22 protein-coding genes are annotated in these 21,463 nt (G+C 65.5%); 15 read left to right on the forward strand and 7 right to left on the reverse strand.

Annotated elements, in window-relative coordinates:
* The first annotated feature begins 1 nt into the window (after position 1).
* The gene (locus BMG03_RS14250; RefSeq protein WP_075775747.1) at positions 2-1,186 is read left to right on the forward strand and encodes a molybdopterin molybdotransferase MoeA; all 1,185 of its coding nucleotides are present in this window, start codon (positions 2-4) and stop codon (positions 1,184-1,186) included.
* A gap of 91 nt (positions 1,187-1,277) precedes the next feature.
* On the forward strand, positions 1,278-1,994 hold the full coding sequence (gene lexA, locus BMG03_RS14255; protein ID WP_075775659.1) for a transcriptional repressor LexA: 717 nt from the start codon (positions 1,278-1,280) through the stop codon (positions 1,992-1,994).
* Between the two features lie 109 nt (positions 1,995-2,103).
* On the opposite strand, the gene BMG03_RS14260 is transcribed toward lexA, so the two are convergent.
* Positions 2,104-4,227 carry a ComEC/Rec2 family competence protein gene (locus BMG03_RS14260; protein ID WP_077701277.1) on the reverse strand — a complete coding sequence of 708 codons (2,124 nt, stop codon included), beginning with the start codon at positions 4,225-4,227 and terminating at the stop codon, positions 2,104-2,106.
* A 113-nt stretch (positions 4,228-4,340) separates the two neighbouring features.
* Here BMG03_RS14260 and gltX point away from each other — a divergent pair, with 113 nt between their 5' ends.
* From gltX to BMG03_RS14295, 7 genes are all read left to right on the forward strand, one after another.
* Positions 4,341-5,735, forward strand: a complete 1,395-nt coding sequence (gltX, locus tag BMG03_RS14265) for a glutamate--tRNA ligase (protein WP_075775660.1) — start codon at positions 4,341-4,343, stop codon at positions 5,733-5,735.
* A gap of 79 nt (positions 5,736-5,814) precedes the next feature.
* Complete coding sequence (gene gltA, locus BMG03_RS14270; RefSeq protein WP_075775661.1) at positions 5,815-7,110, forward strand: citrate synthase; 1,296 nt, start codon at positions 5,815-5,817, stop codon at positions 7,108-7,110.
* A 189-nt stretch (positions 7,111-7,299) separates the two neighbouring features.
* On the forward strand, positions 7,300-7,662 hold the full coding sequence (locus BMG03_RS14275) for a DUF1284 domain-containing protein (protein ID WP_088720176.1): 363 nt from the start codon (positions 7,300-7,302) through the stop codon (positions 7,660-7,662).
* 223 nt (positions 7,663-7,885) lie between these two features.
* Positions 7,886-8,560 (forward strand): SDR family NAD(P)-dependent oxidoreductase, encoded by a 675-nt coding sequence (locus tag BMG03_RS14280; RefSeq protein ID WP_075775663.1) that lies wholly within the window; start codon positions 7,886-7,888, stop codon positions 8,558-8,560.
* Between the two features lie 135 nt (positions 8,561-8,695).
* Positions 8,696-9,481 (forward strand): 5'/3'-nucleotidase SurE, encoded by a 786-nt coding sequence (surE, locus tag BMG03_RS14285; protein ID WP_075775664.1) that lies wholly within the window; start codon positions 8,696-8,698, stop codon positions 9,479-9,481.
* The gene (locus tag BMG03_RS14290) at positions 9,478-10,134 is read left to right on the forward strand and encodes a protein-L-isoaspartate(D-aspartate) O-methyltransferase (RefSeq protein ID WP_075775665.1); all 657 of its coding nucleotides are present in this window, start codon (positions 9,478-9,480) and stop codon (positions 10,132-10,134) included. The genes surE and BMG03_RS14290 overlap by 4 nt, the downstream gene beginning before the upstream one ends.
* Positions 10,135-10,188: 54 nt before the next feature.
* Positions 10,189-11,382, forward strand: coding sequence for a LysM peptidoglycan-binding domain-containing M23 family metallopeptidase (locus BMG03_RS14295; RefSeq protein ID WP_075775666.1), 1,194 nt, complete (start codon positions 10,189-10,191; stop codon positions 11,380-11,382).
* A gap of 50 nt (positions 11,383-11,432) precedes the next feature.
* Here the strand turns inward: BMG03_RS14295 and BMG03_RS14300 are convergent, their stop codons facing one another.
* A complete protein-coding gene (locus BMG03_RS14300) occupies positions 11,433-11,858 on the reverse strand; it encodes an Lrp/AsnC family transcriptional regulator (protein WP_075775667.1) in 426 nt (141 codons plus the stop codon).
* A gap of 121 nt (positions 11,859-11,979) precedes the next feature.
* Here BMG03_RS14300 and rocF point away from each other — a divergent pair, with 121 nt between their 5' ends.
* From rocF to BMG03_RS14315, 3 genes are all read left to right on the forward strand, one after another.
* The gene (gene rocF / locus BMG03_RS14305; protein WP_075775668.1) at positions 11,980-12,906 is read left to right on the forward strand and encodes an arginase; all 927 of its coding nucleotides are present in this window, start codon (positions 11,980-11,982) and stop codon (positions 12,904-12,906) included.
* The gene (locus tag BMG03_RS14310; RefSeq protein ID WP_075775669.1) at positions 12,906-13,961 is read left to right on the forward strand and encodes an ornithine cyclodeaminase; all 1,056 of its coding nucleotides are present in this window, start codon (positions 12,906-12,908) and stop codon (positions 13,959-13,961) included. Before rocF ends, BMG03_RS14310 begins: the two co-directional genes overlap by 1 nt.
* A 68-nt stretch (positions 13,962-14,029) precedes the next feature.
* Positions 14,030-15,340 (forward strand): NAD(P)/FAD-dependent oxidoreductase, encoded by a 1,311-nt coding sequence (locus BMG03_RS14315; protein ID WP_075775670.1) that lies wholly within the window; start codon positions 14,030-14,032, stop codon positions 15,338-15,340.
* A gap of 39 nt (positions 15,341-15,379) precedes the next feature.
* Here BMG03_RS14315 and BMG03_RS14320 read toward each other — a convergent pair whose 3' ends face one another.
* The 4 genes from BMG03_RS14320 to BMG03_RS14335 form a co-directional block, all read right to left on the reverse strand.
* Positions 15,380-16,222 carry an ATP-binding protein gene (locus BMG03_RS14320; protein WP_075775671.1) on the reverse strand — a complete coding sequence of 281 codons (843 nt, stop codon included), beginning with the start codon at positions 16,220-16,222 and terminating at the stop codon, positions 15,380-15,382.
* Positions 16,219-17,082: a twin-arginine translocase subunit TatC gene (gene tatC, locus BMG03_RS14325; RefSeq protein WP_075775672.1), complete on the reverse strand. Its 864-nt coding sequence runs from the start codon at positions 17,080-17,082 to the stop codon at positions 16,219-16,221. The genes BMG03_RS14320 and tatC overlap by 4 nt, the downstream gene beginning before the upstream one ends.
* The gene (tatB, locus tag BMG03_RS21215) at positions 17,079-17,693 is read right to left on the reverse strand and encodes a Sec-independent protein translocase protein TatB (protein WP_075775673.1); all 615 of its coding nucleotides are present in this window, start codon (positions 17,691-17,693) and stop codon (positions 17,079-17,081) included. The genes tatC and tatB overlap by 4 nt, the downstream gene beginning before the upstream one ends.
* 77 nt (positions 17,694-17,770) lie before the next feature.
* Positions 17,771-17,998, reverse strand: coding sequence for a twin-arginine translocase TatA/TatE family subunit (locus tag BMG03_RS14335; protein ID WP_075775674.1), 228 nt, complete (start codon positions 17,996-17,998; stop codon positions 17,771-17,773).
* A 187-nt stretch (positions 17,999-18,185) separates the two neighbouring features.
* Here BMG03_RS14335 and BMG03_RS14340 point away from each other — a divergent pair, with 187 nt between their 5' ends.
* From BMG03_RS14340 to BMG03_RS14350, 3 genes are all read left to right on the forward strand, one after another.
* A complete protein-coding gene (locus tag BMG03_RS14340; RefSeq protein WP_075775675.1) occupies positions 18,186-18,578 on the forward strand; it encodes a helix-turn-helix transcriptional regulator in 393 nt (130 codons plus the stop codon).
* A 40-nt stretch (positions 18,579-18,618) separates the two neighbouring features.
* The gene (locus BMG03_RS14345) at positions 18,619-19,263 is read left to right on the forward strand and encodes a MarC family protein (RefSeq protein ID WP_075775676.1); all 645 of its coding nucleotides are present in this window, start codon (positions 18,619-18,621) and stop codon (positions 19,261-19,263) included.
* 71 nt (positions 19,264-19,334) lie between these two features.
* Positions 19,335-19,928, forward strand: coding sequence for a retropepsin-like aspartic protease family protein (locus BMG03_RS14350; RefSeq protein ID WP_075775677.1), 594 nt, complete (start codon positions 19,335-19,337; stop codon positions 19,926-19,928).
* A 232-nt stretch (positions 19,929-20,160) separates the two neighbouring features.
* On the opposite strand, the gene BMG03_RS14355 is transcribed toward BMG03_RS14350, so the two are convergent.
* Positions 20,161-21,396: a glycerate kinase type-2 family protein gene (locus BMG03_RS14355; protein ID WP_075775678.1), complete on the reverse strand. Its 1,236-nt coding sequence runs from the start codon at positions 21,394-21,396 to the stop codon at positions 20,161-20,163.
* Positions 21,397-21,463: the final 67 nt, after the last annotated feature.

A 21,463-nucleotide genomic window follows, 5' to 3' on the forward strand; every position in this document is an offset into this window, starting at 1 on the left:
CCTGTTGCCCGTCGAAGAAGCGCTTGAAAAGGTTCTGACGCTGGTCGAACCGCTGGGTACCGAACGCGTGAGCCTGCGTCATGCGCTCGGTCGTGTGATGGCGGAGCCCGCGACCGCGCAATTGACCCAGCCGCCCTTCTCGGGCTCGGCGATGGATGGCTATTGGCTCGACAAGGCCGACCACCTGCCCGGCGCGACGCTGACCGTCGAGGGTGAAGCCGCCGCGGGTCGCGGCTATGAGGGTCAGCCCAAGCCCGGTCAGGCGGTGCGCATTTTCACCGGCGCGCCAGTGCCGGGGCCGAATGGCGTGGTCGTGCTGCAGGAGAACGTGACGCGCGAAGGCGACACGATCACGCTGCCGCAAGAGATTGATAGCAATACCAATATCCGGCCGAAGGGTCAGGATTTCGCGCAAGGCGAGAGCTTCTGCCCCGACCGCCCGCTGACCGCGCGCGACCTCGGGCTGCTGGCGGCGATGAACGTGCCCGCCGTCACCGTGCGCCGCCGCCCCATCGTCGCGATCATCGCGACAGGCGACGAGTTGGTGATGCCGGGCGAAGAGCCGGGGCCGGACCAGATCATCTGCTCCAACAGCTTCATCGTCGCGGCATTGGCCGAGCGCATGGGCGCAGAAGCGCGCATGCTGCCGATCGCTCGCGACGACCGCGACAGTCTGCGCACCGTGTTCGACCTCGCGAAGGGCGCCGATATGGTGGTGACCTCCGGTGGCGCGTCGGTCGGCGCGCATGATCTTGTGGGCGACGTGGCCGAGGAACTGGGTCTCGAACGCAGCTTCTGGAAGATCGCGATGCGCCCGGGCAAGCCCTTGATGGCGGGCCGGATGGGCGAGGCCGCGATGCTGGGCCTTCCGGGCAACCCGGTCTCGGCAACGGTCTGTGCCGAACTGTTCCTGCGCCCGATGCTGCGCAAGCTTTCGGGCCTGCCGCCCGAAACGCGCGTGAAACAGGCAATCCTCGCGACCGATACCGGCCCCACCGGTCCGCGCACGCATTACATGCGCGCCACGCTCGTGCCCGGCGATCCCCTGCCCCGCGTCACGCCCTTCGACAACCAGGACTCCGCGATGCTGAGCCTCCTGTCGCAGGCCGATTGCCTGCTGATCCGCCCCATCGGCGACGGGCCGCGCAAGGCGGGCGAGACGGTCGAGATCCTGCCGCTCGACTGAGCCGCGCCCGCCTCGGCCGTTGACAGCCCCCGTGAACAAGGGTAGAACAATCCTTGAACATGTGCCTTGACCGGGGAACGGAGGGTCGCGGATGCTGACGCGCAAGCAACTGGAATTGCTGGAATTCATTCAAAAACGGATGATGAAGGACGGTGTTCCGCCCTCTTTCGACGAGATGAAGGACGCGCTGGACCTGCGCTCCAAGTCCGGTATCCACCGGCTGATCACCGCACTGGAAGAACGCGGCTTCATCCGCCGTCTCGCTCACCGGGCCCGCGCGATCGAGATCGTGAAACTGCCCGAGGCGCTCGAGAAGAAATTCGGCGCGCCCGCGACCGAGGATACAGGAAGCTTCGCGCCCAAAGTGATCGAGGGGGACAAGGCCGATCCGCCGCGCGGCGCGATGCCGGTTGACGTGATCCACGCGCTGGAACTGCCGGTGATGGGCCGGATCGCCGCCGGTGTCCCGATAGAGGCGATTTCGGAAGTTTCGCATCACGTCGCCGTTCCGGGCTCGATGCTGAGCGGACGCGGAGAGCATTACGCGCTCGAGGTCAAAGGCGACTCGATGATCGAGGCCGGGATCAACGATGGCGATGTCGTGGTGATCCGCGAACAGGGCACGGCGGATAACGGCGATATCGTGGTTGCCTTGGTCGAAGGCCATGAGGCCACGCTGAAGCGTTTCTACCGTCGCAGCGGAATGATCGCGCTGGAGGCCGCCAACCCGGCCTATGAGACGCGGCTGCTGCGCGACGATCAGGTGAAGGTGCAGGGTCGGCTCGTCGGGCTGATCCGCAGCTACTGACATCCATTGAGTTTCTGGAAAAGGGCGTCCTGCGGGGCGCTCTTTTTCATTTGCTGCGCCGGTGGCAGAGGGCGGAGCCTCCGGCGGGCATATTTGCGAAGAGCGAAGGTCAGGGGCGCGTCCAGAGACGGCGACCTTTGACTTGCGCGGTCGTCGTGATTTCCCCGGCTGCACTGATCGCGACCGCGCCGGTTTCGCGCTGGCGCTGCGCGTCCCACAGATCGCAAGGGCCTGTGGCGCTGTCGAATTTGGCGGAGGTTACGACAATTCCGCCTTTGGCGCAGACCGCAGGCAAGGCGTATTGCACGGCTTTTCCCGTGAAATGGGCAAGCTGCGCCCCGCGAAACTGCGCAATCCGCGCGCCGCGCGGCCCGGAGAATGCAGGCCGCGCGGCCGCCACCTCCAGCGTCGCCGCGTCGCCATCCGCCGCAAGCCAGCGGCCCGAGATGAACCCCGCGCCGGGTTTCGACAGAGCTCGGCCTAGCGGCGTCATCACCCCGACCTGCCGGCCCTCGGGTGCGATCAGAAGTGCAGGTCGCTCGTCGTCAGCGCGCAGCCAAAACACGCAAGCCGTCGCAATCAGGCCGATGCTCGCTGTCCGTCCCGCGCCGCGGGTCAGGATCAGCCCTAAAGCGCCAAGCGCGATCAGCGGCAGCACACAAGGCCCCGGTTGAACGATGGCGAGAACGGAGCCATCGAGGTCGCTGACCCATCGCGCGACGCGCAATATCCACGCCGTACCCTGCCCCACCGCCCAAAGCGCGGGGCCGCTCAGACCGAAGGGGGCCAGCAGCGCCGCGAGGACCCCCATCGGCATGATCACCAGCCCCATTGCGGGCACCGCGAACAGGTTCGCCAGAACCCCGTATTCCGACAGCCGGTGGAACTGCGCGGCCACGATCGGCGCCGTAGCCGCTCCAGCGATGAGCGAGGTCGCGACTAGCATCAGCGCGGGCCTCAGAAGCCGCGGCAGGTAGCGCGCGGCGCGGGTCCACGGCCCGAGCATCACGATCAGCGCGGTCGTCGCCGCGAAGGACATCTGGAAGCCGGGCGCGGTCAGGCTCTCTGGTTGCCAGATCAGCAAGAGCGTGGCGGCGAGTGAAACGGTCCGCAGGCTCAGCGCGCGCCGGTCGAAAAGAACGGCGAGGAGCATGATCGACACCATGATCCAGGCCCGCTGGGTCGAGACCGCAGGCCCCGCGAGCCACAGATAGGCGCTGGCCGCGATCAGCGCCGCAATGGCGGCCAACTTTTTCGTGGGCCAGATCAGCGCGGGTTGGCCTGCAAGCGCCAGCCCGTAGCGCACGAGTCCAAAGACGAAACCCGCGAGGATTCCCATATGCAGCCCCGAGATCGCGATCAGATGCGCGAGGCCGGAGCGGCGCATAGCCTCGCGCGTGGCCTCGCTCAGACCCGAGCGGTCGCCGGTCATCAGCGCCGCCGCGACCGCGCCGGGCTGGCCCGCGATCCGCGACTGGATCGCCGTAGAGAGCCGCATCCGCGCGCGATGCGCCGCCATCGCCCAATCACCGGGATCGGGCGGCGCGACCCGCATCACCGGCGCGCGGGTATAGCCGATCGCGCCGAGGCGATCGAACCAGGCGGTGCGGCGGAAATCGTAGTCCCGGGGCGCGGCTGGCGGCGGCGGGGGCGAGAGATTCGCCGTGAGCATGACCTGCGCGCCGGGTTCAGGGGTGAACTCGCTCTGATCGCCATGCAGCGTGACCCGAACCCGCGCGGGCGTATTTCCGGGGGCGACCCGGTCGATCCGCACCTGATCCAGCGTCAGCCGGATCAGGTCCGAGCGCGCGCGGTCGATCTTAACGATCCGCCCGGCGACGGGGCCGTAATAGCGGTAGTGCAGCACCGGTGCGGCGACGAGATGGGCGCGTAGTCCCGCCAGCAACAGGCCCAGAGCCGCGAGGGCAATGAGTGCCGCCGGCAGCCGAAACCATACCGAGCCACGCAGCCAAAGCGTCAGAGAGATCGCGCAGATCGCGAGCGCGGTCAGGTAGATAAGCCAGCCCGGCTCCACCTTGAGCGTGAAATACGCACCGACCCCGCCCCCGAGCGCCACCGGCATCCACAGGAAAAGCTGCGCCCGCGCCCGCACCAAGGCACCAAGCGGATCGGAGAGGCCAGCGAAAAGCGCCGCGATCAGACGAGAGCTGCGGCCCGCGCCCTTTGCGCCCTCCGGCAGCGCCCAGTCGCCCGGTTCCGCATTGATCGCCATGCTTGTCCTCGGCCCCGTCCCTGCTTATGCATCGAGCCGAGAAAGCCTATGCGCTTGATGGTTTCCGAAAGGTAAAGGCGGGCCGGTGAGAGCCCGCGAAGAAAGGCTCCGACATGTCCGACCAGATTGTCACCCGTTTCGCCCCCTCGCCCACCGGCTATCTGCATATCGGCGGTGCGCGCACGGCGCTGTTCAACTGGCTCTATGCACGCGGGCGCGGCGGTAAATTCCTGCTGCGTATCGAGGATACCGACCGTGAACGCTCGACCCCGGAGGCGACGGCAGCGATCCTGCAGGGGCTCGAATGGCTGGGGCTCGACTATGACGGCGAGGTGGTGAGCCAAGCCGCGGGCGCGGCCCGCCACGCCGAGGTCGCCCATAAGATGCTGGAGAAAGGCCACGCCTACAAGTGCTTCTCCACGCAGGAAGAGATCGCGGCCTTCCGCGAGGACCCGGCGAACAAGGGCCAGATGTTCCCCTCGCCGTGGCGCGACGCCGATCCCGCGACCCATCCGGACGCGCCCTACGTGATCCGGCTGAAAGCCCCGCGCGAGGGCACGACCGTGATCCAGGACGCGGTGCAGGGCGAAGTGACGATCCGCAACGATCAGCTCGATGACATGATTTGTTTACGTTCGGATGGCACACCGACCTACATGCTGGCCGTTGTCGTCGATGACCATGATATGGGCGTGACCCATGTGATCCGCGGGGACGACCATCTCGTCAATGCCGCGCGGCAGATGCTGGTCTATCGCGCGATGGATTGGGACGTGCCGACCTTCGCGCATATCCCGCTGATTCACGGCCCCGACGGCAAGAAGCTGTCGAAGCGCCACGGCGCGGTGGGCCTCGAGCAGTATCAGGCGATGGGCTACCCGGCGACGGGCATGCGCAACTACCTCGCGCGGCTCGGCTGGAGCCATGGCGACGACGAATTCTTCACCGACGAACAGGCGAAGGAATGGTTCGACATCACCGGCATCAACAAGGCGCCGGCGCGGCTCGATTTCAAGAAGCTCGAGAATATCTGCGGCCAGCATATCGCGGTCACCGACGAGGCCGAATTGCTGCGCGAAATCGAAGGTTATCTCGCAGCTGCAGAAAAACCGTCGCTGGATGACGCACAGAAATCTGCGCTTATGCGCACGCTTCCCGTGGTAAAGGGATCAGCGAAACTTCTGCCGCAACTCATTGAAAAGGCACACTTCTCTCTGACGCAGCGCCCGATCGAGATCGAAGAGAAAGCGGCCAAGGCACTGGATGATGTATCCCGTGGTATACTGAGTGAATTGACCTTTGCGCTGCAACGCGCTAATTGGTCGCGGGAAGACCTGGAAGCCGCTGTCGGACAGGTTGCCGAAGCGCACGGGCTTGGCCTTGGGAAGGTCGCAGCTCCGATGCGGGCGGCCTTGGCGGGACGTGCGGCAACCCCCAGCGTATTCGATATGATGCTCGTTTTGGGCCGGGAGGAGACTCTGGCTCGACTCGACGATCAGGCGGCCTGAGGCCTGGCCGCCCTCTCCGGACGACTGTCCGGACGCGATAGACCGGCGCGGCCCAGCCGGAGGATGAAAGGGAATTTACATGGCAGACAACTCGAAGACCGCCACGCTCTCGCTTGACGGACAAACCTATGAGCTTCCCGTGCTCTCGCCCTCGGCTGGTCCCGACGTGCTCGATATCCGCAAGCTCTATGGCCAAGCCGACGTCTTCACCTACGATCCGGGCTTCACCTCGACCGCAGCCTGCGAATCCAAGATCACCTTCATCGACGGTGCCAAGGGTGAGCTGCTGTATCGTGGCTATCCGATCGACCAACTCGCGTCGAAGTCGCATTACCTCGAAGTGTGCTACCTGCTGCTCTACGGGGAACTGCCGACCAAGGCGCAGATGGAAGATTTCGAGTTCCGCGTGACGCGTCACACGATGATCCACGAGCAGATGAAGCAGTTCTTCCAGGGCTTCCGCCGTGACAGCCACCCGATGGCGACCATGGTCGGCGTCGTGGGCGCGCTGTCGGCCTTCTATCACGACAGCCTCGACATTTCGGACCCGTGGCAACGCGAAGTCGCCTCGATCCGCCTGATCGCGAAACTGCCGACGATCGCCGCGATGGCCTACAAGTATTCGATCGGTCAGCCCTTCGTCTATCCGAAGAACGAGCTGAGCTACGCCGAGAACTTCCTGCACATGTGCTTCTCGGTCCCGGCCGAAGACTACAAGATCGAGCCTGCGCTGGCCCGTGCGATGGACCGGATTTTCACGCTCCATGCCGATCACGAGCAGAACGCCTCGACCTCGACCGTGCGTCTGGCGGGCTCCTCGGGCGCGAACCCGTTCGCATGTATCGCGGCCGGCATCGCCTGCCTCTGGGGCCCCGCCCACGGCGGCGCCAACCAAGCCTGCCTCGAGATGCTGCGCGAAATCGGCACCGTCGACCAGATCCCGGAATACATCAAGCGCGCCAAGGACAAGGACGATCCCTTCCGCCTGATGGGCTTCGGTCACCGCGTCTACAAGAACTTCGACCCGCGCGCGAAGGTCATGAAGGAATCGGCAGACGAGGTGCTCGACCTGCTCGGCATCCACGACAACGAGACGCTTCAGGTCGCCAAGGAACTGGAGAAGATCGCTCTGGAGGACGAATATTTCGTCTCCAAGAAGCTCTATCCGAACGTCGACTTCTACTCGGGCATCATCCTCGAGGCGATGGGCTTCCCGACCTCGATGTTCACCCCGATCTTCGCGCTGTCGCGCACCGTCGGCTGGATCTCGCAGTGGAAAGAGATGATCGAGGATCCGACCGGCAAGATCGGTCGCCCGCGTCAGCTCTATACCGGCGCGACCTACCGCGATTACGTCGATCTCGAGAAGCGCTGAGCATAGACCAGATCATTGCGGGCCGGAGGGGAAACCTTCCGGCCCGTTTTCCATTCTGCTACCCCGGTGACAGGGGACGGCGCCCCGCTTGGCTGCGCCGGCCTCCCCCCGGGATAATCACGAAAGAGCGAAGACATAGCTGACCGTCTGACATACCGCCCGCATCATTTTCTCTGCTCGCTCGGGTTCGTGGGGAAGGGATATTCGGATGCCTTCACTGCGAACATGACCGAAATCGTCGAGGGGCGACTGCGGCGTGCGGAAGGGGCGGCGGTGGAGATCGAAGTGGTGGGCGCGGCCGATGACATCTGCGGTCCCTGCCCGTCGCGGCGCGGGTCCGGTTGCACCGGGCAGGCGAAGATCGACCGGCTGGATGCAGCCCATGCGAAGGCATTGGGAATTGCGCCGGGCGATGTGCTCAGCTGGGGCGAGGCGCTGGAGCGGATGGCCGCCCTGCCCGCCGATGTCCACCAGACGATCTGCGCCGAGTGCCAATGGCTGAGCGAGGGCATGTGCGAAGCCGCTCTCGCTCGGCTTCAGGGCAAAGCGTAACGCCATTCCCAGCCGGGGGCAGCGCTTCGATTTCGAGGCAGGGTCCCGCCGCGTCTGCGCGGCGCCGACCAGTTGCCCGCGACGGCGAGTGGCGCAGCCGCCATTGCGCAGCATTGCTAAGCGGGCCGACTCGCCCGCGCGCAAATTCGCAAATCATCGGGAGAGGCGCGGATCGTGCATCTGACGCTTGCGCGAAGGCGGGCGTGGTGGCAAGAAACGCGCCATGAGCACGGATCAGACCCAAGACCCTTCGCAGGGCAAGAAACTGGCGCTAGTCACCGGCGCTTCGCGTGGCCTCGGCGGGGCGATTGCAGAGGCCTTGGCCGAAGACGGCTGGCATATCATGGCCGTCGCGCGGACCACCGGCGCGCTGGAAGAACTCGACGACCGGATTCAGGCGAAGGGCGGCACCGCTTCGCTCGGCCCGCTGGACGTGACCGACCCCGATCAGATGGCGCATCTCGCGCAGTCGATCGGCGCGCGCTGGGGCGGGCTCGATCTCTGGGTGCATACCGCGATCCATGCCGCGCCGCTCTCGCCGACGGGGCATATCGACGCCAAGGAACTGGCCAATTCGGTCAAGGTGAACGTGAACGCGACCGCGCAGCTGATCGGGCTGATCGAGCCGCTGCTGCTCGCCCGCCAAGGCACCGCGCTGGCCTTCGACGATCCGCGTGCGGGCCAGAAATTCTTCGGCATCTACGGGGCGACGAAAGCGGCACAGATGGCGATGCTGCGCTCGTGGCAGGCGGAGACCGTGAAGATCGGGCCGCGCGTGGTCATCGCCGAGCCTGCGCCGATGGCGACCGCCTTGCGCGGGCGGTTCTTCCCCGGCGAGGATCGCGACGCTCTCGCCGATCGCCATGCCGAAGCACGGCGTATCCTCGACACGCTCTGACGCCCCGGCCAAACGCCGCGGACCGCTTGGCCTGCGGCGCTTTGGCGACACATCCAGGCTGTTGCCTGCCCCCGCTTTACCCTTCATCCACTGCAAGGTAAGCATCGGGTGACGCGACGGGGAACTGGGGGCAACATGCGTATTCTCATCACCAATGACGACGGCATCGACGCGCCGGGTCTGGCCGTTCTTCTCGAGATCGCCGAAGAACTCGCAGGTCCCGATGGCGAGGTCTGGACGGTCGCGCCCGCCTTCGAGCAATCGGGCGTGGGCCATTGCATCTCCTACACCCGGCCGATGATGATCTCGAAGCTGGCAGAGCGCCGTTTCGCAGCCGAAGGCAGCCCCGCCGACTGCGTGATGGCCGGGCTTTACGACGTGCTGGAAGGGCAGCGGCCCGATCTGGTGCTCTCGGGCGTGAACCGGGGCAACAACTCCGCCGACAACGCGCTCTATTCCGGCACGTTGGGCGGTGCGATGGAGGCGGCGCTGCAAGGCGTACCCGCGATCGCCCTGTCGCAATTCATCGGACCCGACGTCTTCAATGCCCCCGACATGTTCGAGGCGGCGCGGGTGCATGGCGCGGGGCTCGTGCGCAAGCTCCTCGATCAGGGCATCTGGGACGATGGCGATTACCGGGTGTTCTACAATGTCAATTTCCCGCCGGTGCTGGCAGCCGACGTCAAGGGCCACAAGGTCGCCGCCCAAGGCTTCCGCAAGGATTGCTTCTTCTCGACCGAGGCGCACCACGCGCCCTCGGGGCGGCGCTTCCTGTGGATCAAGGGTGGCCCGCAGCATACGCCGACGCAGCCGGGCACCGATGCCGCCGTCAACCTCGACGGCTATATCTCGGTCACGCCGATGCGCGCCGATCTGACGGCGCATGACGTGATCGCCGATCTGGAGGCCCGTCTGGGATGAGCGAGGATGCGGAAGAGGATCTGGCCGAGCGCAAGATGCGGTTCCTCTTCGCACTGCGCTCCAAGGGCGTGACCGACGCGCGCACGCTGCACGCGATGGAGGGGATCGACCGCGGCCAGTTTGTGCGCGGTATCTTCGCCGATCGTGCCTATGAGGACATGCCCCTGCCGATCGCCTGCGGACAGACCATCTCGCAACCTTCGATCGTGGGGCTGATGACCCAGGCCGCGGATGTCGGCTCGCGCGATACCGTGCTCGAGATCGGCACCGGATCGGGCTATCAGGCAGCCATCCTGAGTCAGCTCGCCCGACGGGTCTACACGGTGGATCGCCACAAGCGCCTCGTGCGCGAGGCCGAGGGCGTCTTCACGGCGCTGCGGCTCACCAATATCGTTGCGATTTCCGGCGACGGCTCGCATGGGCTGCCCGATCAGGCGCCCTTTGATCGAATCATCGTGACTGCCGCCGCGGAAGACCCTCCCGGGCCGCTCTTGGCCCAGCTGAAGATCGGGGGTATCATGGTTCTGCCCGTGGGCCAGTCGGACACGGTGCAAAGCCTGATCCGGGTGCGCCGGCTCGAGACGGGCTTCGATTACGAAGAATTGCGTCCGGTGCGCTTCGTCCCCCTTGTAGAGGGCGTGGCAAACGACTGAGTGGCAGGCAAGAACGGACCCCGTAGAGGTCTGAGAGACAGTGAGGACGAGCGGATGGCAACGAAGAATTCCCGGCTGCGGCTGATCCTGGCAGGTGGAGTCGCGCTGACGGCGCTGGCCGCCTGTAACCCGAACGGGTTCGATCTGGACATGCGCGGCTACGGCAATGGCGGGCTCGACACGAGCGCGGCTGCCCGGCAGGCCGTACAGGATCGCCCGCGCCCGAATGCGCAGGGCATCATCACCTACCCGAATTATCAGGTCGTCGTGGCGCGCCGCGGCGATACGGTCAACTCCGTCGCACAACGCATCGGCACCGATCCCGGCGCGCTGGCCCGCTATAACGCGGTCGCGCCCGACGCGGTGCTGAACGCGGGCGAAGTGCTGGCCCTGCCCAACAAGGTCGCGACGACAGCCGGCACCGCGGCGCCGGGCAATTCCAGTGCACTGACCTCGGAGACGATCGACATCACCTCGCTCGCGTCGAACGCGATCGACAAGGCGCAGGCGAACCAGCCCGCGAAGGCGACCCCGGCTTCGGCCCCGGTCTCCACAACCAGCCCCGAGCCGATCCGCCACAAGGTGGCGCGTGGCGAGACCGCCTACTCCATCGCGCGCTACTATTCGGTGCCGGTGAAGGCACTGGCCGAATGGAACGGGCTACCCAACGATCTACGCGTGCGTGAAGGTCAGATGCTGATCATCCCGGTCGCCTCCGGCCGCCAACCTCCGAAGGTCGAGACCGCTACGGCTACGACGGCGCCCGGCACCGGCTCGCCGACCCCGGTGCCGCCCTCCGCGGCAGAGCCCCTGCCCGACAAGACGCCGCCGAAGGCCTCCGAGCCGGTCAAGACGCAGACCCCGGACATGAGCACCGATCGCACCAAGGCGTCGGACACGTCGAAGATGATGATGCCGGTTCCCGGCTCGATCATCCGCCCCTACAAGAAGGGCAAGAACGACGGTGTCGATATCTCCGCGTCGGCCGGAACTGCGGTCAAAGCCGCCGAGAGCGGCACCGTACTGCTGATCAGCCAGGACACCGACGATGTCGCCTTCCTCGCGATCAAGCATCCCGACAATCTGGTGACGGTCTATTACAACGTGACCGGCATCACGGTGAAGAAAGGCGCGAGCGTCAAGCGCGGCCAGACCATCGCGAAGGTCGCGTCCGGCGATCAGGGCTATCTGCATTTCGAGGTCCGCAAGGGGATCGATTCCGTCGATCCGATGCCGTATCTCAACTGATCTTGCGCGGCGGGCCGGAGATATTCCGGTCCGCCCGCGCCCCTGCCCGCCTAGCCCGCAACAGGCGCGAGCAGCAGACAGCTCTCGCTGTTGAGCACCCCCGGAATTTCCCGAATATCGCGCAAGGCCCGGTCGAACTCGCCCAGAGTCTCGGCCCGGATTTCCGCCACCAGATCCCAGTTTCCATTGGTCGCGAAAACCGTCGTGACCTCCGGGATCCGGTGCAGCGCCCGGATCACAGCGCGCGACATCTTGCCCTGTAACTCGACCAGCGTGATCGCACGCACCTGCCCCTCGACATCGGTCTCGGTCTCGATGGTAAAGCGCCGGATCTGCCCCGAAGCCACCAGCGCCTCCAGCCGGGCGCGTGCTGTGGTGCGCGACACTCCCACCTGCAGCGCAAGATCAGTCACCGAGAGCCGCGCGTCCGCCCGCAATGCGGTCAGGATCGCGCGGTCCGTATCGTCGAGCTGCATCGCCCCTCCGTTTTGATCAATCAATTAGCCAAACTGATCAAATTTAGTTCCGATTTGCGCAAATTGACAAGCGAAACCTCTGCGCCATTTCGTCAGACTGAGTCCAACAAGGGAGATCACGATGACACGCACAGTATCGATTCTGGGCGCGCCTATTCAAACTGGCGCTTCGCAACCCGGCTGCATCATGGGACCGGCCAGCCTGCGCATCGCCGGGCTGGGCGACATCCTGACCGAGCTGGGCTGGGAGGTGAACGATCTGGGCGACCTGTCGATCCCGGCGCAAGACCCTGTGCCGCACAAGAACCCCGCGATCCACGATCTGGCCGAGACCCGCGCCTGGATCGAGGCGTTGTCGGACGCAGCCTTCGACGCCGCGCAGAAGCACGACCGCCCGATCTTCATCGGTGGCGACCACGCGCTGGCTGCCGGCACGCTGAGCGGGCTGGCACGTCATGCGAAAACCCAGGATCGCCCGCTTTTCGTTCTGTGGCTCGATGCCCACCCGGACCTGCACACGCTGGAAACCACGACCAGCGGCAACCTGCATGGCACGCCCGTGGCCTACGTCACGGGACAGCCGGATTTCGAGGCCTTCCCGCCGCTGGAAGCCAGCATTGATCCCAAGAACTTCTGCATGATGGGCATCCGCTCTGTCGATCCGGCAGAGCGCGAGCGCATCAAGCAGATCGGCTTGGAAGTCCATGACATGCGTGCCATCGACGAGACCGGCGTGCTGGCTCCGCTGCGCGCCTTCCTTGACCGCGTGCGCAAAGCCAACGGCCTTCTGCATGTCAGCTTCGACGTCGATTTCCTAGACCCCGGGATCGCGCCAGCCGTGGGCACGACCGTGCCGGGCGGCGCCACGTTCCGCGAGGCGCATCTGATCATGGAAGAGGTCGGCGACAGCGACCTCGTCACTTCGCTCGACATTGTCGAGCTTAACCCCTTCCTCGACGAACGCGGCCGAACGGCGAAACTGCTGTGCGACCTCGCGGCCAGCCTCTTCGGCCGCCGCGTTCTTGACCGCATGACACGGAGTTTTTGATGGACAAGTCCCCGCTCGCCCCCTCCGAACTGGCCTTCGTGCCCTTCGTTTCCGTCGCCAACATGATGAAGCTGGTGAACGAGATCGGCCCCGAACAGGTGATGCGCGACCTCGCCGCCTATATCGAAGAGGATTTCCGCCGCTGGCCGGATTTCGACAAGACGCCGCGCGTCGCGAGCCATTCTGCGGAGGGCGTGATCGAGTTGATGCCGACCGCGGATAGCGAAAATTACGGTTTCAAATACGTCAACGGGCACCCCAAGAACGGCCGCACCGGGCACCAGACCGTGACGGCGTTCGGTGTGCTGTCCTCGGTCGCGACGGGCTATCCGCTGCTGATGACCGAGATGACGATACTGACCGCACTGCGCACCGCCGCCACCTCGGCGCTGGTGGGCAAATACCTCGCCCCGAAAGGCGCGACGGTGATGGGCATGATCGGCAATGGCGCGCAATGCGAGTTTCAGGCGCTGGCCTTCCGCGCGATCTGCGGCATCGACACATTGCGGCTTTACGACATCGACCCGAGCGCGACCGAGAAAGCCGCGAAGAACCTGATCGCGCAGGGGTTCAACGTCACCAAATGCCGCTCCGGCGAGGAAGCGGTCGAAGGCGCGCAGGTCATCACCACCTGCACCGCCGACAAGCAATATGCGACGATCCTGACCGACAACATGGTCGGCTCGGGCGTCCACATCAACGCGATCGGCGGCGACTGCCCCGGCAAGACCGAACTGCATCGCGACATCCTCACCCGCTCGGAGATTTTTGTCGAATACCCGCCGCAGACCCGCATCGAGGGCGAGATTCAGGCGCTCGACGAGGATCACCCGGTGACCGAACTGTGGAAGGTCATGCGCGGTGAGGCCGAGGGCCGCAGCGACGCGAAACAGATCACGCTGTTCGATAGCGTGGGCTTCGCGATCGAGGATTTCAGCGCGCTGCGCTACATCCATGACCGCGTGAAGGGTGGCGATTATGCGCAGATGCTCGATCTTATGGCAGACCCCGACGATCCGCGCGATTTGTTCGGGATGCTGACGCGGGCGGGCTGAGCCCGCTTGCGCTTGACGCGCGCGCGTGGCACCGAAAGCGAAACGCCCCTTTCAGACGAGAGCGCGACATGACCGACAAGACCCACCCCTATGCGGGCGACGGCAGACACACCGACAGCTACTACGCGGCTTCGGCCAACCCGGCCCCGCTCCGTCCGGAACTGGAAGGCGCGGTGGAGGCCGATATCTGCGTCGTGGGCGCGGGCTTTTCGGGCCTCTCGGCCGCGCTGCATCTGGCCGAAAAGGGCTATAGCGTCACCGTCGTGGAAGGCGCACGCATCGGCTGGGGCGCTTCGGGCCGCAATGGCGGTCAGGTCGTCAACGGGCTGAACGCGAGCCTCGACGTGATCGAGAGCCGCTACGGACAGGACACCGCGAATTTCGTCGCCGGTCTGGTGATGGAAGGCGGCGACATCATCCGCGAGCGCGTCGCGACCTACGACATCCAATGCGACCTGAAGCCCGGCAACGTCTTCGCGGGGCTCACCGGCAAGCATATGCAGGAGCTGGAAGCGCGCTGGAAACTCTGGCGCAGCTACGGCATCGAAAGCCAGGAGATGCTGAGCCGCGAGCAGATGCGCGAGCACGCGGCTTCCGACCTCTATGCGGGCGGCATGATCGACCACAAGGGCGGCCATCTGCATCCGCTGAACCTCGCGCTTGGCGAGGCGGCGGCGGTCGAGAAAATGGGCGGCACGATCTACGAGATGTCCCCCGTCAATTTCGTCGACACCGAAGCCACGCGCCCGGTGATCAGGACCGCGAAGGGGCAGATCACCGCGAAGACGCTGGTTCTGTGCGGCAACGCCTATCTCGGCCATGTCGTGCCCACGCTGGAGCGCCGTGTGATGCCCGTCTCGACGCAGGTGATGGCGACCGAGCCGCTGGGCGAGGCCAAGGCACGCGAATTGATGCCGTCAGATGTCTGCATCGAGGACGTTCGCTACATCCTCGACTATTACCGCATGTCCGCCGACAACCGCCTGCTGTTTGGCGGCGGCACAGTCTATGGCGGGGCAGACCCGAAAGACATCAAGGCGAAGCTCTGGAAGAACCTCGAGAAAGTCTTCCCGCAGCTCAAAGGCACCAAGATCGACTACGCGTGGTCGGGCAATTTCGCGCTCTCGTTCAGCCGCGTGCCGCAGATGGGACGGATCGGGCAGAACACCTATTTCGCGCATGGCTACTCGGGGCATGGCGTGACCGGCTCGCATACTTTCGGGCGCATCCTGTCGGAGGCGATCAACGGCGACCTGACCCGGTTCGATACGTTCGCGAAACTGCCGTGGATTCCGTTTCCCGGCGGGCGCACTTTCCGCGTGCCCTACTCCGTCGCGGGGTCGTGGTGGTATGCTCTGCGCGATCGGCTGGGGGTGTAAGCCCCCTACCCGCGCCTTGGACGATGCGGAGGGACGCGCTTACAGCGCGATCCCGCGCCGTCCGGCCAGATCGGTGAAATACTGCCATGCCACGCGGCCCGAACGCGCCCCGCGCGTGGCCTGCCATTCGATGGCTTCGGCGCGCAACTCCTCGTCGGAAATCTCTACACCATAGCTGTCGCAATAGCCGCGGATCATCGTGAGATACTCGTCTTGGCTGCAGGGATGGAAGCCCAGCCAAAGCCCGAACCGATCGGACAGCGAGACTTTCTCCTCCACCGCTTCGGAGGGGCTGATCGCAGTCGAACGCTCGTTCTCGATCATGTCGCGCGGCATCAGGTGACGCCGGTTCGACGTGGCATAGAGGATCACGTTCGCGGGCCGCCCCTCGATCCCGCCATCCAGCACCGCCTTGAGCGATTTGTAATGCTGGTCGTCATGACTGAACGACAGGTCGTCGCAGAACAGGATGAAGCGCATCTCCGGCGCGTCGCGCAGATGCGCGAGCAGACGCCCGACGGACGGCAGATCCTCGCGCGCAAGCTCCACCAGTTTGAGCGGCAGCCCCTCGGCCACCGCCGCCGCATGGGCCGCCTTCACGAGCGAGGATTTCCCCATCCCGCGCGCGCCCCAGAGAAGCGCATTATTCGCCGCCGCACCGCGCGCAAACTGCAGCGTGTTGGCCAGCAGCGTATCGCGCGAGCGGTCGATGCCGTGCAGCAGGCTCAGGTCGACGCGGTTCACCTGAGGCACGGGCTCCAGCCGATCCGGCGCGGTGTGCCAGATGAAGGCGCTGGCCGAGGCGAAATCCGGCGCGGGCTGTGGCGCGGGCGAGAGCCGCTCCAGTGCCGTGGCGATCCGGGTCAGCGTCGCGTCATTCATCCCTTGGTATCCTCGTCGTCTTCGTCTTCATCCCATTCGTCGGGATCGATCCAGGTGCCTTCGGCGCGCATTCGAGCTTCACGGGTCTTCTCGATCCGCTTCACGAGTTGGATGGATATCTCGTAGAGACCGTAGACCACCGAGAACAGGATGACCTGGGAAATCACGTCCGGAGGCGTCGCGATCGCGGCCACGACAAGGATCGCGACCACGGCGTATTTGCGCATATTCGCGAGGCCTTGCGAGGAGACCAGACCCGCCTTGCCCATCAGCGACAGAAGGACGGGCAGCTGGAAGCAGATCCCGAAGGCCATGACGAACTTGATCGTCAGGTTGAGATATTCCTGCACCGAGCCCTGGAAGCCGATGGCGGCCATCTCGTTCGCGCCGGACGTCGCGCCGATCTCGCCCTGCTGGAAGCCGAGGAAGAAGTTAAAGGCCAGCGGCAGGATGATGTAATAAGCGAACGCCGCGCCAAGAAAGAACATCACCGGCGAGGCGATCAGGAACGGCAGGAACGCGTTCTTCTCGTTGCGGTAAAGGCCCGGCGCCACGAAACGCCACATCTGGTAGGCGATGATCGGGAACGCCAGGGCGAAACCGCCGAGGAAGGAAATATTGATCGCGACGAAGAAGCCTTCCTGCAGCTTGATCAGATAGAGGCCGCATTGCTCGCCGCGCGATTCCAGCGCCGAGCAGACCGGCCGGGTCAGGAAGTTGAAGATCGGGTTCCAGACCGTGTAGCAGACCACCATCGCCGCGATGAAGGCCCCCAGCGAATAGAGGATGCGCGTGCGCAGTTCCGCGAGGTGTTCGATCAGCGGGGCGGCGCTGTCCTCGATTTCGTCATGGTCGCTCATGCGTCACCCTTCTTCGCGGCGGGTTTCTTCGCCGCCGTCTTCTTGGCCGCCGGTTTGGCACCGGTTTTCGCGGCAGGTTTACTGCTCGACTTGGTCGCCGGCTTGGCGCTGGATTTCGCTGCGGTCGAAGCGCCCGTCTTCGTGCCAGTCTTGGCTGCGGTCTTCGACGCGGCTTTCTTCGCAGCGGGCTTGGCCGCCGGCTTGCTTGCCGTCTTGGAAGTCTCGGGTTTGGCCGTCTCAACTGCGGTCGCCTCGGGTTGGGCAGCCTCGGGCTTGGGCGGCTCCGCCTCGGGATCGGGCTTGAGCGAGGTCCGCTCGGACCGGCCCGGCTCCCATTTCTCGAAAGCGTCGGTCGCCTTTTCCAGCGCGTCGAGCCCGAGCGACTTCTTCGAGGCCAGCGATTTCAGGTCGCGCACGGAGCCCGCGGCCTCGTCGAGCCCGGTATCCTTCGCCGCATCTTCCATCGCCCGCGAGAATTCGCGCGCCATCGACTTGGCCTTCGCGGTGATGCGGCCAAGCTGGTGGAACATCTTGGGCAGATCCTTCGGCCCCACGACGATCAGCGCCACGACGCCGATCAGCAGAAGCTCGCTCCAACCGATGTCTAACATGAGTGCTCAGGCCTCCGGCCAAATGAGGACGCAAAGGCAAACGGGCATCAGCCCGCAACCCCTAAAAGCGATCAGGCTCAGGCCTTGTCTTTTTCTTTCTGAACTTCGTCAGCCGGGGTCACGTCGCGTGCCTCGTCGACGGAGCCGTCTTCGATTTCCTTCGTGCCGTCGCTCACGCCTTTCTTGAAGGCGGTGATGCCTTTGCCGACTTCACCCATGAGCGAGGAAATCTTGCCGCGGCCGAAAAGAACCAGAACCACGACGGCGATCAGAAGCAGACCGGGAAGGCCGATATTGTTGAGCATTGTTGTCTCTCCTCTGGTCACGGGCCCGCCGCCCGCGCCTTATGTCGGTCCCGAGTTTTAGGATCATGCGGGCCTCAATCCTAGACCGATTCCGCCCAAACGGCGCTGTGAGGCGCAGATTACTGACAGTTCATTGTCAGTTGCCCCGCCCCGCGCTACCCTTAGCTTGACCTCACGGGAGAGACCCATGACCCGCGACGAGCGGCTGCAACAGATCATCGCCATCCTGCGCGACGGCAAGATGCACCGTGCCAGCGATCTGGCTGAGCGGCTGGGAGTCTCGGTCCGCACGATCTGGCGCGACATGGCGGAAATCTCGGCCTATGGCGTGCCGGTCGAGGGCGAACGCGGCGTCGGTTATATCCTGCGCCGGGCGGTTGGCTTGCCGCCTCTTGTGCTGACCCGCGAGGAGTTGGCCGCGCTCGATCATCTGCTCGATCTCGCCGAAGCGATGGAGGATCCGCGCCTTGCCGGAGGCGCCGCGAGCCTGGCCGCTAAGATCCGCGCCGCCCTGCCCTCCGCGCCGCCCGAGCCGTCTGCCGAAGACGCCGGGGAAGGGCTGGCGGGCGGTCGGGGATGAGGCTAGGCTCGACTGCGAAACTTGGAAGGGATGCCCCTGCGTGATCGGTGCCGAATACATCACTGCTTTCGTGACACTTTTCGTCATCATCGATCCGATCGGGCTGGCCCCGGTCTTCATCGCACTGACCTTGGGCGAAAGCCATCGCGCGCGACTGCGCATCGCCCTGCGCGCCCTCATCATAGCCGCCGTGCTGCTGACCTTGTTCGGCATCTTCGGCGACAAGATCCTCGCCGGGATCGGCATCTCCATGCCCGCATTCCGCATCGCGGGCGGGGTGCTGCTGTTCCTCACTGCACTCGACATGCTGTTCGAACGCCGCACCAAACGCCGCGAGGCGCAGGGCGAGGAGCACGAGGCCGACCCCGAAACAGACCCTTCCGTATTCCCTCTGGCGACGCCCCTTCTCGCCGGGCCCGGCGCGATGGCGACGATGATCCTGCTGGCCGGCCGCGAGGGCGGCGACTGGCTGCATGTCGTGGTCATCATCGCGATGATGCTGCTGGTGCTTTGCTGCGTCTTCGTGATGTTCCTGCTCGCCACGCCGATCGAGCGCGCGCTGGGTCGCACCGGCACGATGGTCGTCACCCGGCTTCTGGGGATGCTGTTGGCGGCGCTGGCGATCCAGTTCATCCTCGACGGGCTGCATGGCGCGGGGCTGATGGGCGGGAGCCCGGTAAGCTGAGGCAATCCGCCCTCTGGGAAAGCCGCGCAGGCGATCCTATCTGAATTAGGTTGGTAGGGGTAACGAGGATCATGGTCGAGACGATCATCAGCGAGAATTGGGGACGGCTCGTCTATCTGGGCCTCCTGCTCGTCGCCGTGGGCGGGTATTTCCTGCTGGAAATCCGTCGCCGTCCGGGGCGCACGCTGCAACAGACCGCGATCTGGGGGCTGATCTTTCTGGGCACGCTCGCCGCGGTCGGGCTTTGGACCGACATCCAGCGACAGGTCTCGATCCCCGATCAGGCCGTGATGCGCGATGGCCGGATCGAAGTGCCGCAAGCGCCCGACGGGCATTACTACCTCACCGCCGAGGTCAACGGCACGCCGATCCGCTTCGTCGTCGATACCGGCGCGAGCCAGATCGTCCTGACCCAGCGCGCCGCCGAGCGCGCAGGCATCAAGACCGCCGATCTCGCCTATATCGGGCAGGCGCGCACAGCCAACGGCATCGTCGCGACTGCGCCGGTGCGGCTGGAGCGCTTCGATTTGGGCCCGATCCACGACAGCAACCTGCGCGCCGTGGTCAATCGCGGATCGATGGACACGTCACTGCTGGGGATGACCTACCTCACCCGCTTCGCGAAAGTGGAATTCGCGCGGGGCACGCTGATCCTCGAACGCTAAGCGGACCCGGCCCTCAATCGCCGTGATCGTGCCTTTTTTGCGCCTCAATCTTTGTCGAGGGTCCCAAGGTGGCCGCCGTTCAGGCTCGGCCCTCCAGGCTTCGTTACGAGGAAAACGCCCATGGTTGCCTTCGACACCTTCGCGCTTGCGATCATCACCGTCGCCGTCATCCGCGAAGCCTATCTCCGTCTGCGCCCGATGATGCGCTCTGCCGAAGCAGAGCGCGGCTAAGCTAGCCTTTCACCAGAACCGCAAGATCGGCCACATTCGTGCCGGTCGCTCCCGTCATCAGCAGTGCATCCGCCGCCTGCAGGACGTGATAGCTGTCATTGCGGGCGAGCGCCGCGTCGCAATCGACGCCAGCCGCCCGCGCCGCCGCGCAGGTCCCCGGCCCCACCAGACCGCCCGCCGCATCCGTCGGCCCATCGCGGCCATCGGTACCGCCCGACAGGAAGCGCCAATCACCCTCGAGACCCGCCGCCTCCGCCACACAAGCCACCCGCAGCGCCAGTTCCTGATTGCGACCGCCCAGCCCGTCGCCCTTGATCGTCACGGTGGTCTCGCCCCCCATGACGAGCGCCCCTGAGGGCATATCGCGCAGAAGGGCCACGATCTGCGGCGCAAGGTCGGCCACGTCCCCGTCGAGCGCGAAGGGCGCGGCCTCGGCTCCGGCCGACACCATCGCCGCGACCGACAGCCCGTTCGCCCCGATCAGACGGTTGCGCGCCGCAGGCAGAGCTGGCTCCGCGCCGGAGGCTTCCAGATGCGCCCGCACAGGCGCGGGCAAAGCGTCCCAGATCCCGAGATCACGGCACAGCTGCGCTGCCTCGGCCCGCGTGCCGATCGGCTCGACAGTGGGCCCCGAGGCGATGACGCGCAGATCATCGCCCGGCACATCTGAAAGGATCAGCCCCGTCACGGGGGCCGCGCAAGCGAACAGCCAGCCGCCGCCCTTGAGCTGCGACAGCTGCTGGCGGATCAGGTTCATCTGCGTGATATCGGCCCCGCAACCGAGGAGAAGTCGGCTGACCTCGGCTTTGTCCGACAGGCTCAGCCCCTCTGCGGGTGCGACCGCGAGCGCGGAGCCGCCACCGGAAATCAGCGCAAGAACGCGATCCTCCGGGCCACAGGCTTGCAGGCACTGCAGGATCGCGCGCCCTGCCCGTTCACTGCCCTCCCCCGGCACAGGGTGATCGCCCGCGATCAGCGTGACACCCGCACGAGGCGCGGCCGCTTCGGCATTCTCGGGATTGGTCACGACGAGCGCTTGCGCATCTTCGGGCAAAGCCTCCAGCGCCGCAGCACTCATCGCCAGCGCCGCCTTGCCGAGCGCGATCACCTGCCAGCGCCCGCCCGGCCCCGGCGGGGTCTCCATCGCCCATCCCATCGCGCGGGACACACCCGCCGCTGGATCGGCCGCCTTCACTCCGATATCGAACAGCTCGCGTGCGCGTGCATCCAGATCCATGCCCTCTCCCTTCGCTTTTGCCCAACTATGCCCGGGGGGCGCCGGGGTGCAAGTGCGCCAGGCGAAG

Origin of the sequence: Thioclava nitratireducens (assembly GCF_001940525.2) — a bacterium.
GTDB lineage: Bacteria > Pseudomonadota > Alphaproteobacteria > Rhodobacterales > Rhodobacteraceae > Thioclava > Thioclava nitratireducens.

Coding starts and splice junctions, on each gene's coding strand:
- gltX (WP_075775660.1), top strand. CDS start 4,341: ATGTCCGACCAGATTGTCACCCGTTTCGCCCCCTCGCCCACCGGCTAT.
- BMG03_RS14310 (WP_075775669.1), top strand. CDS start 12,906: ATGGACAAGTCCCCGCTCGCCCCCTCCGAACTGGCCTTCGTGCCCTTC.
- BMG03_RS14260 (WP_077701277.1), bottom strand. CDS start 4,227: ATGGCGATCAATGCGGAACCGGGCGACTGGGCGCTGCCGGAGGGCGCA.
- BMG03_RS14295 (WP_075775666.1), top strand. CDS start 10,189: ATGGCAACGAAGAATTCCCGGCTGCGGCTGATCCTGGCAGGTGGAGTC.
- BMG03_RS14350 (WP_075775677.1), top strand. CDS start 19,335: ATGGTCGAGACGATCATCAGCGAGAATTGGGGACGGCTCGTCTATCTG.
- lexA (WP_075775659.1), top strand. CDS start 1,278: ATGCTGACGCGCAAGCAACTGGAATTGCTGGAATTCATTCAAAAACGG.
- rocF (WP_075775668.1), top strand. CDS start 11,980: ATGACACGCACAGTATCGATTCTGGGCGCGCCTATTCAAACTGGCGCT.
- BMG03_RS14340 (WP_075775675.1), top strand. CDS start 18,186: ATGACCCGCGACGAGCGGCTGCAACAGATCATCGCCATCCTGCGCGAC.
- tatB (WP_075775673.1), bottom strand. CDS start 17,693: ATGTTAGACATCGGTTGGAGCGAGCTTCTGCTGATCGGCGTCGTGGCG.
- BMG03_RS14335 (WP_075775674.1), bottom strand. CDS start 17,998: ATGCTCAACAATATCGGCCTTCCCGGTCTGCTTCTGATCGCCGTCGTG.
- surE (WP_075775664.1), top strand. CDS start 8,696: ATGCGTATTCTCATCACCAATGACGACGGCATCGACGCGCCGGGTCTG.
- BMG03_RS14320 (WP_075775671.1), bottom strand. CDS start 16,222: ATGAATGACGCGACGCTGACCCGGATCGCCACGGCACTGGAGCGGCTC.
- BMG03_RS14290 (WP_075775665.1), top strand. CDS start 9,478: ATGAGCGAGGATGCGGAAGAGGATCTGGCCGAGCGCAAGATGCGGTTC.
- BMG03_RS14280 (WP_075775663.1), top strand. CDS start 7,886: ATGAGCACGGATCAGACCCAAGACCCTTCGCAGGGCAAGAAACTGGCG.
- tatC (WP_075775672.1), bottom strand. CDS start 17,082: ATGAGCGACCATGACGAAATCGAGGACAGCGCCGCCCCGCTGATCGAA.
- BMG03_RS14300 (WP_075775667.1), bottom strand. CDS start 11,858: ATGCAGCTCGACGATACGGACCGCGCGATCCTGACCGCATTGCGGGCG.
- BMG03_RS14355 (WP_075775678.1), bottom strand. CDS start 21,396: ATGGATCTGGATGCACGCGCACGCGAGCTGTTCGATATCGGAGTGAAG.
- BMG03_RS14315 (WP_075775670.1), top strand. CDS start 14,030: ATGACCGACAAGACCCACCCCTATGCGGGCGACGGCAGACACACCGAC.
- gltA (WP_075775661.1), top strand. CDS start 5,815: ATGGCAGACAACTCGAAGACCGCCACGCTCTCGCTTGACGGACAAACC.